Source organism: Aeromicrobium sp. PE09-221, from assembly GCF_002174305.1.
In the GTDB taxonomy this organism is placed as follows: domain Bacteria; phylum Actinomycetota; class Actinomycetes; order Propionibacteriales; family Nocardioidaceae; genus Aeromicrobium.
In genome coordinates, this window is sequence record NZ_MIJB01000029.1 from 64,709 (window position 1) to 79,671 (window position 14,963).

14 protein-coding genes are annotated in these 14,963 nt (G+C 66.0%); 11 read left to right on the top strand and 3 right to left on the bottom strand.

Features of this window, described 5'->3' with window-relative positions:
- Positions 1-2: 2 nt before the first annotated feature.
- The gene (locus BHE97_RS16140; RefSeq protein WP_087625057.1) at positions 3-629 is read right to left on the bottom strand and encodes a TetR/AcrR family transcriptional regulator; all 627 of its coding nucleotides are present in this window, start codon (positions 627-629) and stop codon (positions 3-5) included.
- Between the two features lie 145 nt (positions 630-774).
- Here BHE97_RS16140 and BHE97_RS16145 point away from each other — a divergent pair, with 145 nt between their 5' ends.
- The 9 genes from BHE97_RS16145 to BHE97_RS16185 all read left to right on the top strand — a co-directional run bounded on the left by BHE97_RS16145 (position 775) and on the right by BHE97_RS16185 (position 10,279).
- Positions 775-1,968 carry an acyl-CoA dehydrogenase family protein gene (locus BHE97_RS16145; protein ID WP_201791486.1) on the top strand — a complete coding sequence of 398 codons (1,194 nt, stop codon included), beginning with the start codon at positions 775-777 and terminating at the stop codon, positions 1,966-1,968.
- Positions 1,965-3,104: an acyl-CoA dehydrogenase family protein gene (locus BHE97_RS16150; protein WP_087625058.1), complete on the top strand. Its 1,140-nt coding sequence runs from the start codon at positions 1,965-1,967 to the stop codon at positions 3,102-3,104. The genes BHE97_RS16145 and BHE97_RS16150 overlap by 4 nt, the downstream gene beginning before the upstream one ends.
- Positions 3,097-3,873 carry an enoyl-CoA hydratase/isomerase family protein gene (locus tag BHE97_RS16155; RefSeq protein WP_170931462.1) on the top strand — a complete coding sequence of 259 codons (777 nt, stop codon included), beginning with the start codon at positions 3,097-3,099 and terminating at the stop codon, positions 3,871-3,873. Before BHE97_RS16150 ends, BHE97_RS16155 begins: the two co-directional genes overlap by 8 nt.
- A 25-nt stretch (positions 3,874-3,898) precedes the next feature.
- A complete protein-coding gene (locus BHE97_RS16160) occupies positions 3,899-4,711 on the top strand; it encodes an enoyl-CoA hydratase-related protein (RefSeq protein WP_236757747.1) in 813 nt (270 codons plus the stop codon).
- Positions 4,712-4,776: 65 nt separating this feature from the next.
- Positions 4,777-6,327, top strand: coding sequence for an AMP-binding protein (locus tag BHE97_RS16165; RefSeq protein WP_087625060.1), 1,551 nt, complete (start codon positions 4,777-4,779; stop codon positions 6,325-6,327).
- Entirely contained in the window at positions 6,320-7,129 is an 810-nt protein-coding gene (locus tag BHE97_RS16170) for an enoyl-CoA hydratase-related protein (RefSeq protein WP_170931463.1), read from the top strand. The genes BHE97_RS16165 and BHE97_RS16170 overlap by 8 nt, the downstream gene beginning before the upstream one ends.
- A complete protein-coding gene (locus tag BHE97_RS16175; RefSeq protein ID WP_170931464.1) occupies positions 7,126-7,947 on the top strand; it encodes an enoyl-CoA hydratase-related protein in 822 nt (273 codons plus the stop codon). The genes BHE97_RS16170 and BHE97_RS16175 overlap by 4 nt, the downstream gene beginning before the upstream one ends.
- Positions 7,944-9,146 (top strand): acyl-CoA dehydrogenase family protein, encoded by a 1,203-nt coding sequence (locus BHE97_RS16180; RefSeq protein WP_087625062.1) that lies wholly within the window; start codon positions 7,944-7,946, stop codon positions 9,144-9,146. Before BHE97_RS16175 ends, BHE97_RS16180 begins: the two co-directional genes overlap by 4 nt.
- Before the next feature lie 2 nt (positions 9,147-9,148).
- Positions 9,149-10,279 (top strand): acyl-CoA dehydrogenase family protein, encoded by a 1,131-nt coding sequence (locus BHE97_RS16185; RefSeq protein ID WP_087625063.1) that lies wholly within the window; start codon positions 9,149-9,151, stop codon positions 10,277-10,279.
- Between the two features lie 28 nt (positions 10,280-10,307).
- Here BHE97_RS16185 and BHE97_RS16190 read toward each other — a convergent pair whose 3' ends face one another.
- On the bottom strand, positions 10,308-11,876 hold the full coding sequence (locus BHE97_RS16190; protein WP_087625064.1) for an AMP-binding protein: 1,569 nt from the start codon (positions 11,874-11,876) through the stop codon (positions 10,308-10,310).
- 92 nt (positions 11,877-11,968) lie between these two features.
- Between BHE97_RS16190 and BHE97_RS16195 the strand changes: the two genes are divergently transcribed.
- Together BHE97_RS16195 and BHE97_RS16200 are read left to right on the top strand one after the other, a co-directional pair.
- On the top strand, positions 11,969-12,739 hold the full coding sequence (locus BHE97_RS16195; RefSeq protein ID WP_087625065.1) for an enoyl-CoA hydratase/isomerase family protein: 771 nt from the start codon (positions 11,969-11,971) through the stop codon (positions 12,737-12,739).
- Positions 12,740-12,756: 17 nt separating this feature from the next.
- On the top strand, positions 12,757-13,368 hold the full coding sequence (locus BHE97_RS16200; RefSeq protein WP_140400200.1) for a TetR/AcrR family transcriptional regulator: 612 nt from the start codon (positions 12,757-12,759) through the stop codon (positions 13,366-13,368).
- Here BHE97_RS16200 and BHE97_RS16205 read toward each other — a convergent pair.
- Positions 13,322-14,896 (bottom strand): AMP-binding protein, encoded by a 1,575-nt coding sequence (locus BHE97_RS16205; protein ID WP_170931465.1) that lies wholly within the window; start codon positions 14,894-14,896, stop codon positions 13,322-13,324. The genes BHE97_RS16200 and BHE97_RS16205 overlap by 47 nt on opposite strands.
- Between the last annotated feature and the right edge of the window lie 67 nt (positions 14,897-14,963).

Sequence of the window (14,963 nt, forward strand, 5' to 3'; positions counted from 1 at the left end):
CCTCATTCGTCGCTCGTGCCGACCTTCGTGAGGCCGAACAGCGAGTAGGCGCCGGTCACGATCTGCTCATCCGGATACCGTCCGTCGTTGCGATACCAGCGATAGATATTGGCGATCGCGCCGAGCATGATCTCGGTGAGGATGCCCGAGGGGGTGTCATCGGGCAAGGCACCACACTGTTGGCATTGCTTGACCACATCGTCGATGCGGTGGACAAAGCGCGCCTTCGAGGTATTCATGGTCAGTGCAGTGGCCGCCGGGATGGAGTGGTGCTCCTCCCAGTACAAGGTCCATGCTCCGATGTTCTCGATCTGCCCCATGATGAAGTTGCGGATGATCGCCTTCAACCGATCGACGGGCTCATCGGTGGACGCGATGGCCTCGTCGAGGCCGTCGGACAGGACTCGCCCGGCATGCTCGGCCAGAGCTGAGAGAAGGTCGGCCTTCGAGCCCACGTAGTGATAGATCGAGGGCTGACTCAGGCCGGCGAGCTGGGCGACCTCTTTGGTGGTTCCGCGTTCGTATCCCCGACGCAGGAAGACCTCGGCAGCGCATCGCAGGATGTGCTGCCGTTTGAGTTCCCAATCGGTCGTAACCGCGGGGGCGTCCCCTGTCGGCTTCTGGCTCACGGGCCCACTCTATAGGCGAGTGCAGGCCGGTATTGCCTATCGGGCGACGCATCGCTCGAATCCGACGGCCGGAAACTCCCTTGACGTCAGTGGGAGCGAGGCCAATAATGACATCAATTGATCAATCGATTGACTAGGTGGCGATGTGCGAGACCCGCAACTGAACCCGGAGACGGCGGCGGACGATGGATTTCGTGCGGCGGCACGCCGTTGGCTGGCCGAGCACTCCTCTCAAGCGCCGACGACTGGCGACCGGGACGAACTCATCGCCTGGCAGACCCGGCTCGTCGAGGCCGGACTGCTCGGCGTGATGTGGCCGAGGGAGTATGGCGGGGGCGGTCTCGGACATCGGGAGGCCGCGATCGCGCAGGAGGAGATCGAGCGCGCCGGCGTGCCAGGGGTCTTCGACGTCCTCGGCATGGAGATCTTCGGGCCGACCTTCGTCCTCGAAGCCGGATCGGAGCAGAAGCAGCGCTACCTGCCGGGCATCCTGCGAGGAGAGGAACTGTGGTGCCAGCTCTTCTCGGAGCCGGCCGCCGGCTCCGACCTGGCCGGCGTCCGCACCCGCGCCCGCCATACCGAGCAGGGGACGTGGGTCGTCAACGGACAGAAAGTCTGGACGACCAATGCGCAGTTCGCCTCCTTCGGTGCCGCACTGGTCCGGACCGATCCCGATGTCCCCAAACATGCCGGTCTCACGCTCATCGTGATCCCGATGGACGCGCCGGGAGTGAGCGTCCGGGGACTGCGGCAGATCTCGGGTAAGGCGGAGTTCAACGAGGTTTTCCTCGATGACGTCGAGGTCCCCGACGCCAATGTCATCGGCGGCGTCGGACATGGCTGGGCCGTAGCGATGCGCGCCCTGATGTTCGAGCGGTCGAGCATGGCGCTGAGCGGCGAAGGCATGAACCTTCGCATCGAGCGCTTCGCGAATGCGCTGCGTGCCCGCCCCGATCTGCGTCACGATCGTGACGCGCTGCATAGGCTCGGAGATATCGCCGTCGAACTGCTCGCCGTCGCGGAAGGCAGCGCCCAGATGGTCAAGCGACTGCGCGACGGCGAGGCACCCTCTCCCGCGGTGGGTCTGAATAAGGTGACGCTCGTCAACGCCGCGATGCGCGGATGTGATCTGCTCGGCGAGCTGCTGGGCCCGGACGTGCTGGCACCCGGCAGTGAGTGGACCGAAGCGGTCTCGTTCCTGCCGGGCATGCGTTCGGCGGGCGGAACCGAGGAAGTGCTCCGCAACAATATCGGCGAGCGGGTGCTCGGACTGCCTCCCGAGCCGAGGCCTGACAAGAACGTGCCCTTCTCGAGCCTCCTCGCCGGTGGTGCGGCATGAGTGGCACGACGACCGAAGCCGGCGACCTGCTTGCCGAGCTGCGAGCGGCGATCACCGCGGCGATGTCACGCAGCGATTTCGTGGCGTCCGCCCGCGAGGACACTGACACGGGGGTGGTGGGCTCCTGCTGGGAGCTGGCGCGAAGTCTCGACCTCCCCGCCGCGCTGGTCGCCGAGCAGCATGGAGGTCTTGGATTCGGGCCCGCCGAGGCTATCGTGTGCCTCGAGGAGTGTGCGCGATCTCTGGCACCGATCTGCCTGCCCTCGCACTGGGGGGGTCTGAGGTTGCTCGAGGCGGCGGGAGAACCCGACCTGGACCAGTTGGTCGCCGATGCGGCGCAGCTGGCCTTCGCTCCGGCGCGGCCGCCCGTCATCGCGGGGGAGCCCTGGTTGCAGGGAGCTGCCGGTGAGCGCGCGCCGCTGCCGAAGGCGGCTCGCCGTAACGATGGCTGGAGCATCGATGGCACCCTGCGCTGGGTAGCGGGAGCCAGCAGAGCCGATGCTCTCGTGCTCATCGCCCTCGAAGGGGAGACTCCAACAGCCTTCCGGGTGAGCCCGGGCGACCCTGGTGTCACCCTCACCTCGGTCGTGCGGTTCGACCACACGACCGACCTCGCACATGTACGGCTAGGTGACGCACCGGCGACACCTCTCGAGCTAGCCGAAGACGAACTGGCCCGATCCTGGGCACTGCACCAGGCGATGCTGGGTGCGGAGGGCATCGGCATCACGCGGCGTTGTCTGGAGATGTCGCTGGCACATGCGCGTGAGCGGTACGCCTTCGGACGGACGATCGGATCCTTCCAAGCCATTAAACATCGCCTGGTCGAGATGCTCCGGCTGGTGGAGATGACCGAGAACTGCACGACCTGGTTCGCCGACGCGTGGAACGAGGACCTCGACGACACGATGCTCGCTGGCGTCGCGGCGAGGGTGGCCGGTGATCGGGCTCAGCAGCACGCCACAAGTTCGAATATCTTCGTGCACGGGGGGATGGGGGCCACGTGGGAGCACGATGCGCCCTACTTCTACCGGCGCTTCCAGCTGCGCCGACTGCTGGCACTCGGCACGGAGGAGGCGCTCGTCGAGCTGGGTGCGCGGGTGCTCGACAGATCGTGGGAGACGGCGGATGTCTGAGGTGGAGACCGAGGTGCGTGAGGGCATCGGTTGGGTGACTTTGAACCGCCCGGAGAGGCGCAACGCCTTGTCAACCCCGCTATTGGACCAGTTGCACCAGACCCTCGAAGAACAGTCGCGGCGTCCCGACGTGCGCCTCGTGGTAGTTCAGGGGGCGGGTGGACATTTCAGTGTCGGCGCCGATCTGGAGGAGCTGGCGGGCGTCCCCTTCGCCAACGGCGATCGAGACGTTCAGATCGAGCGTCTGCTGCGGCACTCGACCTCCAGCCAGCTTCTGCGCGAGATGCCGAAGATCACCGTCGCGGCGGTCGACGGCGCCTGCGCGGGTGCCGGCATGGGGTTGGCGATGGCGGCCGACTTCCGGGTGATCTCCGATAGGGCGGTGTTCAAGTCGGCCTTCGTCAGCGCCGGCATGTCGGGCGACTTTGGTCTCGCGTGGACATTGAGCCGGTTGTTGGGCGACGGTCCGGCCCGCAGCATCCTCCTCGAGGACCCACGGATCGAGGCGGAACGGGCCATGAAACTGGGGATCGCAAGCGTACTGGTGCCTTCGGCGGGGTTCGCGACGGAGCTGACGCGCTTCTGCCAGGTCAAGGCAGCTCTGCCGTCCATGGCCGTCGCTGGGATCAAAGCCAACCTGGCCGACGCGATAGTGCCCTTCGGTGAGGCGCTGGCGGCCGAGAGCCCGCGTCACATCGATGGCGCGCGATCGGATGAGGCGGCTGCCGCGGCGCGCGCCTTCGTGCGAGCGCGCTCGACCCCCGGATAAGAGGAACGACGACGAGGAGTGTCCTGTGAACTATCAACTTTCGACTACCCACCTGATGGTCAGCAGACCCGAAGACGGTGTGTTGCGGATCACCCTCAACCGGCCCGAGGTGCTCAATGCCTACACGGCGGAGATGGCCGAGGCGCTGCGCGATGTCATCCATCAGGCGGCACGCGATGACGAGGTGCGAGTGGTGCGGTTGACCGGCGCTGGCCGCGCATTCTGTTCCGGTGGGGACGTGTTCGAGCCGGAGACACCCAAGAAGGTCGCCAGCCGGCAGCTCGGCTGGTGGGTGACCATGAGCGAAAGCATCCACGAGGCCACCATCGCGATGTGGAACTTCGACAAGCCTATCGTCGGCGCCATCAACGGCCCGGCGGTCGCCGGAGGGCTGACATTGGCACTGCTATGCGACCTTCGCATCGCAGCCGAGTCGGCTCGCCTCGGCGACACCAGCGGGCGTTTCGGCTATCTACCCGACGAGGGCGGAGCGTGGCTCTTCCCACGGACCATGGGGTACCGCCAAGCTCAGCGGATGACGTGGTTCAGTGAGGTCTATCCGGCCGGTCGCGCTCAGGAACTGGGGCTCGTCGATGAGGTGGTGCCGGATGCTGAGCTCGAGGCAAGGGCCGACGAGATCGCCCACCGGCTCGCCCAGGAGGCACCCCTCGCCGTGCGCATCTCCAAGCGGATGATGCGCCGGGCGTTGAGCCTGAGGTTCGAGGAATCGATCGAGGATGCCCAGGTGGCGGTTGCGTTGGTCAACGACTCGCACGATGTCGTCGAGGGCGTGACGGCGTTCCGCGAGAAGCGGCAGCCTCGGTTCACAGGTCGGTAAGTGGTCACATGGACAGGCGCGCGAAGGTATCTCGTCTGCCGTATTAGAAGAGAAAGTGAGCAGGTATGGCTGGGTACACCATCGGCAACATCATCCGAAAGAACCGCCTGTCGCGAGGGAATCCCGACAAAATCGCGGTGGTCTTCGGGGACCGGCGCCTGACCTATGCCGAACTCGATGACCGTGTGAACCGGCTCGCTTCGGCGCTCGAGCGGCAGGGTTTCGAGCGAGGTCAGCGGATGGCGATATTGTCTAAGAATCGCATCGAGTGGTTGGAGGCGTTCTTCGCGGTGGTTCGGCTCGGCGGAGCAGTCGTGCCGATCAACTACTTCTTCAAGCCCCCCGAGTTGCGGCACGCGCTGGCCGACTGCGAGGTCGATTGGCTGTTCATCGAGGAGGACCTGCTCGACACGTATCGTCCCGTCGAGTCCGAGACCCAGGTGCGCGTCGTGGTGACAGGAGTTGAACAGGGCGGGCTGCACGAGGGGGAGCTCGACTTCGACGAGCTGCTCGCGGGCGGCGACCCGGCAGGAGTCGATGTCCTGGTGGGGCTCGACGAGCCCGTTCTCTTTCAGTACACCTCCGGGACGACGGGATTTCCGAAGGCTGCGATCCACACCCATGGTGGCCTGCTGTTCAATACCGTGACCCAGCCGTATGACCTCGACATGCGTCGCGATGACGTCTACCTGTCCGTGCCCGCGCTGTGCTGGGCCGCCGGGCTCCACGACTATCTGCTGTCGGGTCTGTGGATCGGTGCCACGATCGTGTTGAACCCGAGTCGTGCCTTGGACTGCGATGCGTTGTGCGCCTCCATCGAGAGGGAGAAGGCCACCATCATCGTGCTCGCACCGTCGGTCATGAGGCTCCTCCTCGCATCCGATGCCCTCGAACGTCACGATGTGTCGAGCCTGCGTGTGGTGATGACCGGAGCCGAACCGATCACGGCCGAGACTCTCGACGAGCTCGCGGAGCGGGTGCCGGGCTGCGCGGTTCTGCAAGGCTACGGGCAGTCGGAGTTCCCGATCTTCACCTCCGTGCTGATGGCCGACGAGGCACGTACCAAGACCGGATCGGCAGGTAAATCCACCTCCCTGTGCGAGCTGCGCGTGGTCGACGAACACGGTCAGGAGACGCCCACCGGCGTGGAGGGGGCGATCGTATCGCGGTCACCTGCCACGATGATCGGCTACTTCCAACGCGATCGGGAGACCACTGAGACGATCGTCGACGGCTGGTTGCAGACCGGGGACCGCGGGTACGTCGACGAGGACGGCTATCTGTACATCGCCGGCCGGTCCAAGGACATGCTAATCACCGGGGGCCTGAACGTGTATCCGGCTGAGGTCGAGCGGATCATCACCGACTTCCCCGGGGTCGCCGAGAGCGCGATCATCGGGGTCCCGGATGAGAAGTACGGCGAGGTGGGGTGCGCCTTCGTGGTGCCAGAGCCTGGAGCCGAGGTCGACCTCGGCCTCCTGCGCACAACGTTGAAGGAACACGTCTCGAATTACAAGGTGCCCCGGCAGTGGCGGCTGCGTGATGAACCGCTGCCGCGAACGGCCTCGGGAAAGATCCGCAAGTTCCTGCTCAAGGAGGATCAGATCGATGGGTGACGATGAGAGCGTCGTCGCGTATGAGGTCGCGTCCGGCGTCGCGTGGATCAGGTTGAACCGTCCGGACCGGGGCAATGCGTGGACCATGCGGATGGACGACGAGTGCGCGGCCTGCCTGACGCGGGCGGAGGCCGATCCCGAGGTCCGAGTGATCGTACTGACGGGTGCAGGCCGGAAGTTCTGTGTCGGCGCGGATGTCGAACTGCTGGGCACGATGACCGATGCCGCGGCCGCAAGGGAAGCGCTCGGTGGTCGGCTACACCCGTTGACCGACCCGAGTTCGGTCGTCAAGCCGGTCGTGGCGGCGATCAACGGGTCGGCAGCCGGCCTCGCGCTCGGGCTCACCCTATTGGCGGATGTCCGGGTGTGCGTGGACGATGCACGCTTCACGACCGCCTACTCCCGGCGCGGCCTCGTGGCCGAGCACGGTGAGGCGTATCTGCTGCAGCGCACGGTCGGACGTGGGCACGCCAGCGAGCTGCTGCTCTCGGGCCGGGTCTTCGATGCCAAACACGCGTTGCGGATCGGCCTGGTCTCAGCGACGTACCCGCGGGCGGACTTCGAGGCGGCCGTGCGGGCGTATGCGGAGGATCTCGCGGCCAACTGCTCGCCGTTCTCGATGGCCGCCGCCAAGCGACAGCTCTCGCTGGACATGACCGGTGACCTGCGTGGATCGCTGGATCGCGCCGAGGACTACATCCAGATGTCCTTCGAGCAGCCCGATCTCACCGAGGGCGTCCAATCCTTCCTCGAGCGGAGAGCGCCGCGCTTCCCCGCCGTGAACCGGGAGCTGTGGTCGTGACCTCGCCCTACGACACCATCCGGTGTGAGCCGGGGGAGGGCGGCGTCACCGTCCTCACGTTGAACCGCCCCGAGAAGAAAAACGCCTATACCTGGCAGATGTGTCAGGAACTGTGCACCGCACTGGCCGATTTCATGGCCGATGATGTTCAACGGGTGCTCGTGCTGACCGGGGCAGGGCAGGCCTTCTGCGCTGGTGGCGATGTGGAGTCCGACCCCGATCGCTACTGGGAGGGGGCGTCCGGGCGCGAGCTGGGCCACGGGATGGCGATGCGCGAGAGCATGCACGCGGTCGTGCGGGCTCTGCATCGAGTCGACAAACCGACGATCGCGATGATCGACGGCCCGGCCGTCTCCGGGGGGCTGACACTGGCCCTCCTGTGTGATGTGCGGATAGCCTCAGAGCAGGCGCGCCTCGGCGACGCCAGCCTGCGCTTCGCCCTATTACCCGATGAGGGCGGTGCCTGGCTGTTCTCCCGCTTCATGCGACCGGACCTCGCGCTGCGAATGGTGCTCGAGTCGCAGATCTACGATGCGGACACCGCGTGCGAACTCGGCCTCGTCACCCAGGTGGTGCCACGTCGCGAGCTCGTCGACACGGTCATGGCGATGGCCACGGCGATGGCCGTTGCGGCACCGCTGGCCTCCCGGCTGGCCAAGCGGATGATGCGGTTCGCTGAACGGGCGAGCCTGGACGAGACGCTCTCGTTCACCGAGCTGGCGGTGACGATCGGCAACGAAAGTCCCGATGTGCGCGAGGGGGTGGCGGCCTTCCTCGAACGGCGGCCTGCGCGTTTCGATCCGGGGCCACCGTCATGAGCCGGGAGTGGCGGGCCTCCACATTCCGTGAGGACGTGCGGGCATTCATCGCCCGACTGCTTCCGCGGGGATGGAAGGGGGTCGGCGCCCTACCGGTCGGCGACGTGGACGCCTTCGTTACCCAGTGGCGCGACACGCTGGCGACGGCCGGACTGCTGGGACTGTCCTGGCCGCGGGAGTACGGCGGTGGGGGCCTCTCCCATGCCGAGGAGATCGTCCTCGCCGAGGAACTGGCCCGTGCCAAGGTCCCAGGGGGCGCCCCCTGGGACCCGATGGGCATGCAGATGCTCGGTCCCACCCTGCTTGAGTGGGGATCGGAAGCGCAAAAGGCGCATTTCCTGCCGCGCATCCTAAGGGGAGAGGATCGATGGTGTCAGGGCTTCTCCGAGCCGGACTCCGGCTCAGATCTCGGCTCGCTGAGTACCCGCGCGGTCGCCGACGGCGAGTTCTGGCATGTCGATGGGCAGAAGGTGTGGACCTCGTCCGCGCAGGTGGCGGACTGGATCTTCGTGCTGGCGCGCACCTCGCGGGAGGAGAGCGCTCACCACGGCATGAGTTTCGTGTTGGTGCCGATGGACCAGCCTGGCGTGGAGGTTCGCCCGATCACGATGCTGTCGGGAGAACGCGAGTTCAACGAGGTCTTCTTCACCGATGCGGTGACTCACCGGGAGAATGTCCTCGGCCCGGTCGGCGCGGGATGGAAGGTCGCGATGACGCTGCTGTCCTATGAGCGCAGCCATGTCGCGGCGACCTTGCCCATCCAGTACGAGCAGGAGTTCGAGCGGCTGTTGGCGCTGGTCGAGCGGCGCGGCCTCGGAAGGGATGCGCTGGTGCGTGACCAGATCGCTCAGGCCTACACGCAGCTGAGTGTGCTGGCCAGCCTCGGACGCAGGGTCAAGGCGCAGATTTCGCAGGGTGGGCCGCCCGGCCGGGAGAGTCAGCTCATCAAGCTCGCCTGGAGCGAATACCATCGCGATCTCGCCGAGCTCGCGATTAACCTGCTGGGGCCCGAGGCCATGGTCGTCGAAGGGCGCCAGGGTCCGTTCCTGCCGTATACGGCCGACTACCCCGGTGCGCCGATCAGCAGCGGAGCGTGGATCGGCACTTTGCTGCACTCCCGGTCGGACACGCTCGTCGGCGGCACCTCGGAGATTCAGCGCAATATCTGTGCCGAGCGTGTGTTGGGACTTCCACGATGACGATGACCGATGACCAAGTGCTCAGCCAGGAGCACAGGGTTTTTCAGCAGACGATGCGGCGCTTCTTCGACAAGGCGGTACCCGAAAGCTATGTCCGCGATTTCTACGAGGGGGAGGCCGGATTTGATCCGGCCATGTGGAGACGACTGGACGCCGAGTTCGGCCTGCCTGGTCTGGCCGTCCCCGAGGAGTTCGGCGGGTCCGGGGCAGGCTTGATCGAGCTCGTGCTGGTCATGGAGGAGATGGGCCGTTGCCTGCTGCCGTCTCCCTTCCTCGGTTCGGCGGGTCTCGCCACTAGCGTGCTGCTGCGCCTCGGCGATACCGAGGTGAACACCTGCCTGGTCCCGCGGTTGGTGTCCTCGGGTGACTTCGCGGCGCTCGCCGTGACGGTGAGCTCGGGTGACTGGAGCGAGGACGCGGTCTCGGTGCGCGCCGAGGGGGGTGGTGACGACACGTTCCGATTGAGCGGTACGGTCCGATTCGTGCTCGACGGCGATCTCGCGCCGCTCCTGTTGGTGGCCGCCCGCACGACATCGGGCATCTCCCTGTTCGAGGTCGAGCCGGATGCCCGTGGTCTCGACCGTCAGCGCGCGAGAAGCTTGGATCCCACCCGTCGGCTGGCGACCGTCGTGATGCACGATGTCGATGGGCGGCTGGTCGGTCACGAGGGCACCGCCTGGCCGGCGATCCGGCGCGGCCTCGACGATGCCGCGCTGTTGCTGGCCGCCGAGCAGGTCGGGGCAGCGGAACGGTGTATGGACCTGTCAGTCGAGTACGCCCGGACGCGCCATCAGTTCGGCCGGCCCATCGGCTCGTTCCAGGCGATCAAGCACAAGTGTGCCGATATGCTGCTCCGGGTGGAGTCGGCACGATCGGCCGTCTATGCTGCCGCTTTCGCGCTGGACCAGGCGAATCCTCAGGCGTCGCGCGCGGTCGACGTGGCTGCGGCCTACAGCGGCGACGCGTTCTCGTGGGTCGCGAAGGAGATGATCCAGGTGCATGGGGGTATCGGGTTCACATGGGAGCATCCGGCCCATTGGTACTTCCGTCGGGCCACCTCATCGGCGGCGCTCTTCGGCTCGGCCACCGCGCGCCGACGAAGGATCGCCGCTGCGCTAGGGATGCCCTGCTGATCTCTGAATCCCCGGAGCGGAGGATGGCTCAGCGCCGTCGCGGCCTTCTCCAGGTCGTCGGCCGGACGCCGCGGGCACGCAGTTGATGTTTCTGCACGCGGAAGGTAGGCGTCTGCGGCAGCTCCTCGAAGAACTCGATGTACTCCGGGAGCATGAATCGCGGCATGAGGGGTTCGAGGAAGTCGCTCAGCTCCTGCTCGTCCAGCGTCGACCCCTTGCGTAACACCGCGCACAGCATCACCTCGTCCTCGCCCTGGTCGGAGGGCACACCAATGACGGCGGCCTGTTGGACATCCGGGTGCGTCAGTACGTCGAGCTCCACGTCGAGGGAAGAGATGTTCTCCCCACGACGGCGCAGGGCGTCCTTGCGGCGGTCGACGTAGTAGTAATTGCCCTCGGGGTCCATGCGGAACGCATCGCCGGTGTGGAACCACAGGTCCTTCCACGCCTCGATCGTGGCCTCCGGCCGGTTGAGATATCCCGCCATGAGGGCATGCGGGATCTCCGAGCGCACCAGCAGCTCGCCGACCTCACCCGGGGGAACCGGCCGACCCTCCTCGTCGGCGATCCGCGCGGCGAAACCGTCGCGGAGCCGGCCGCAGCTCGCAGGTCCGGACAAGGCGAAACCGCGAGACACTAGCGGCGCGGAGGTCTCGGTCATGTTCCAGGTCGTGCAGATCCGCAGGTCGAATCGTTCACTGAACTCCTCGAATTGTGCGGTCACTGGCGCCAGGAGGACGTTGCGCAGGGGATTGCGGGCGTCATCCGGTAGCGGTGGCCGGTTGTGCAGGAAGTGCATGGTCGCGGGAAACAGTTGCGTGGTGGTGCAACCGTGCTCGCGGATGTCGGACCAGAACTGCTCGGTGTTGAAGGACTCGCGAATGACGCAGCGTGAGCCCAGAAGCGCGGCCAGGTAGGGCCCGATGCGGCCGGCGACGTGGAACATCGGCAGAGCGGTGTAATAGACATCAGCGGACGTGAGCTCGTCCAGCGGGAAGACGCCGGTGGCGGTGAGTGCGGTCTGCGCCCAGGTGCACAGGACACCCTTGGCGGGCCCAGTGGTGCCCGAGGTGTAGAGAATCCAGGCGATGTCCTGGGGGCGCGGCTCGGCAGGCACGAAGTCCGCTGCCGGCTCGGGCAGCTCGCGGAGCCAGCGCAAGCCAGGCAACGATGAGGAGGTCGGGTGATCCGGCTCGGGGAGGACGATCACCTGCTCGGGCAGGCTATTGGCCGGTACCGTCTCCAGCAGCCCCAGGTAGCGCTCGGCGAGTATGAGGGCCGCCGCATCTGAGTCGGTGAGCACATGCTGCAGGGTGCGTCCGCGCAGGGCCGTGTTGACCGGTACCTCGGTCGCACGGCTGCGGCCGAAACCCAGCATCACGGTGACGTAGTCGATACCGGTCGGAAGCATGGTGGCGAGGGTGCGATTCGCCCCGCCGACGACCTCATCGAGGAAGGCCGCCCACCGCAGCGCCGCGCGGTCGGTCTGGGCGTAGGTCAGATGGCGGCCTTCGACATCGCGCAGAAACTCTGCATCGGGCTGAGTTCGGGCCAGCGCCGTCACCCGCTGGGGATAGATGTCGTGGATCTCGATCATGGTGTGGACCCTCTCGCCGCCGATCGCTAGGTTGAGTACATACCAATCGGTTTGTTTGCGCAAGGTCAAGGTCCGGTCGCGAAGGAGAGACGATGTCGGCTTCACCGTTCGAGCATGTCCAAGTCGAGGGCGACGAGGTCGCCGTCGTGACCTTCGATTCGGGCAAGAAACTCAACGTGTTCACGCTAGAGCTCCTGCGCGATCTGCAGCAGGTGGTGCGTGGCTTCGGTACGCGTCGGCCGCGTGCGGTCGTGTTCGTCGGTAATGAGGACCGCTTCAGCGCGGGTATGTCGGTCGACGACGCACTCGGACTGTCGCCGGCACAGTTCCGGGAGTTCGTGGAGCTCGAGTACTCGGTCTTCGGCGAGGTGGAACGACTCGGCTGCGCCACGGTCGCGGCTCTGAGCGGGCCGTGTATCGGCAACGCGGCGGAGTTCGCGCTGGCTTGCGATTACCGGGTCGCGACTCCCGGGGTCCGTTTCGGTCTGCCGGAGGTGGCGATCGGCTTCGCGGCGCCGACCCAGCGGATCTTGCGCTATCTCTCGTTCGACCAGGCTAGGGACTTCCTGCTCCGCAGCCGAATAGTTACTGGCGATGAGGCATTCGAGCTGGGTTTGGTCAACGAGGTGACCACCGAGGGGTCGCCCCTTCCGGCGGCCATGAGGCTGGCCGGGAGTCTCGCGGCGCTGGCGCCGATGGCCGTCGAGCTGACCAAGAAGAGCCTTTTCGCGCAGTATGCGGCCGAGACTCACCGAGACACCCTTGAGATAGAGTCCTCAGTGAGAGCGTTCGCCTCCGACGACACCCACGAGGGCATGGCGGCGTTCCTGGAGCGGCGCCAGCCGATCTATCGTGGGCAGTGACGACGACGGGGGTGGCCATGGCGAGGCGTGACTCGCGTTCGGCTCTCGTCGATGCGGCAGCAACGCTGTTCGCTCAGCGTTCCTATGGTGAGACCAGCGTGCAGGATGTGTGCGAGGCCGCCGGCGTGACCAAAGGTTCCTTCTACTATCACTTTAGCTCCAAGGAAGAGGTACTTTACGAGATCTATGCACGCATGTTTCGCGTGCAGTTGAGTGATCTTGAGGAAGTCTCGTCCTCGGACGCCGCCGTCGTGGAGAAGCTCCGGGCAGTGGCGGCCGGGGTGGTGCGCTCGAGTATCGAGCACTTGGACGAGGCGACGGTCTTCTGGCAGTCGCTGCCCAATGTCTCCGAGGGTATGCGCACCCGGCTGCGAGCGCAGCGCCGCGAGTATCACGAGCGCATCAAGGCGCTCATCGAGCAGGGCCAGGCGGAGCGCGCGCTGCGCACTGATCTTCCAGCTGACATGATGGTGAACTTCTTCTACGGCGCTGTTCACCGGCTCGATGACTGGTACCGCCACGGCGGGGCCTATGACGGCACTCAGGTCGGTGAGGCCTACGCGGAGCTGTTCGTCTCCAGTGTCACCTGTCGAACATCGACCCATACGTCGCCCGCAGCTCGGGCTTGAGGATCTTGCCGAGGGTGTTTTTCGGCAAGGCGTCGACGATGATCACCTGCCGCGGGGTGTTGTAGCCGGCAAGGCGTTCTCGCACATAGGTCATGACATCGGTGCGCAGGGTGTCGTGGTCGACATCGCTGTCGCGAGCGACCACGACGGCGGTGACGGCCTCCTCGTAGACCGGGTCGGGCAGGCCGATGACCGCTGCCTCGGCGATCGCGGGATGGTTGGCGAGGCAGTCCTCGATCTCCTTGGAGTACACGTTCTGCCCACCGCTGCGGATCATGTCCTTCTTGCGATCGACGATCCGCAGGAAGCCCTCGGCATCGGCGACGGCGACATCTCCTGTGTGCAGCCATCCGTCCGCCAGGGTTGCGCGGGTCTCCTCCGGACGGTTCCAGTAACCGTTCATGATGGGACCCCGCACCAGGATCTCGCCGGGCTCGCCGATGCCGACCGCGCGACCGTCGTCCACCAGGCGCACTTCCACTCCAGGGATCGGCCGGCCGATGGTTCCCCACTTTTCCAAGACCCGGTCTGCGGGGCACGCCGCGACGATGCACCCGCCCTCGGTCAGTCCGTAGCAGTGGACCATCTGAATCCTGTTCTCGTGGGCTCCCAGCGCGGCCGCGGCGCGGTCCATGATGCCGGAGGGGTCGTAGGCCCCGAAGTAGACCAGGCGCAGGCTTGCGAGGTCGGTCTCGGCGAATCGTGGAAGGTCCATCATCTGCTGGATCATCACCGGAACGGTCAGCAGCGCAGTGATCCGGTGGCGTTCGATGGCCTTCAACGCCACGGCGGCGTCGAACTGGGGATAGAGCACGACATGCGCGCCCATGACCAGGAAGAACTTCTGGTGATCCCAGTTGCCGACATGGAAGGGTGTGAACCAGTTGCCGTATATATCGCTCTGACGCACCCCCAGCACGGCGGCCATCGAGATGGCGTCGCTCACCGTGCGCTCGTGCGACAGCACGGCCCCCTTGGCCTGACCTGTGGTGCCCGAGGTGTAGAGGATCATATGACCCTCCGCGGGATCGATCGATACGTCGGGATCGGTTGTGTCCTGGGTCTGGCCGACGAATCGCTGCCACGGTGAGTCGTCCTCTGCCGGGTCGGCCCCCCAGGGGTCGAGCTCGATGAGCTGGGGGTCGGTCTCGTCGGCGAGGGCGAGGGCCTCGCTGGCGATCTGTGCGTACTCTGGGTCGTTGAACAGCAGGCGAGGCGTCACATCGGTGAGCACCGCGGCGTGCTGGGCGGCCCGATTCCAGTAGTTCAGCGGCACCAACATCGCGCCGATCTTGGCGGTGGCGAAGTACAGCGCGAAGTACGCGAGGGAGTTCTTGGCGAGAACGGCGACGCGGTCGCTCGGCTGGACACCCGAAGCGACGAGGGCGTGGGCGACACGGTTGACGTGGGCGTTGAGTTCGGCGTAGGTCAGAGTGTGGCCGGCGTGCGTGAGGGCTGGCTGTCCAGGCAGTGTTCGGGCGTTGATCCGCAGGATGTCACCGACGAGGCGGAGGGCTGAACCGGTCACGATGAAACCTCGATCCCTACAAAACAAACCGATTGGTATGTAACCTAGTGCAGGTGGCCGAGGGTCG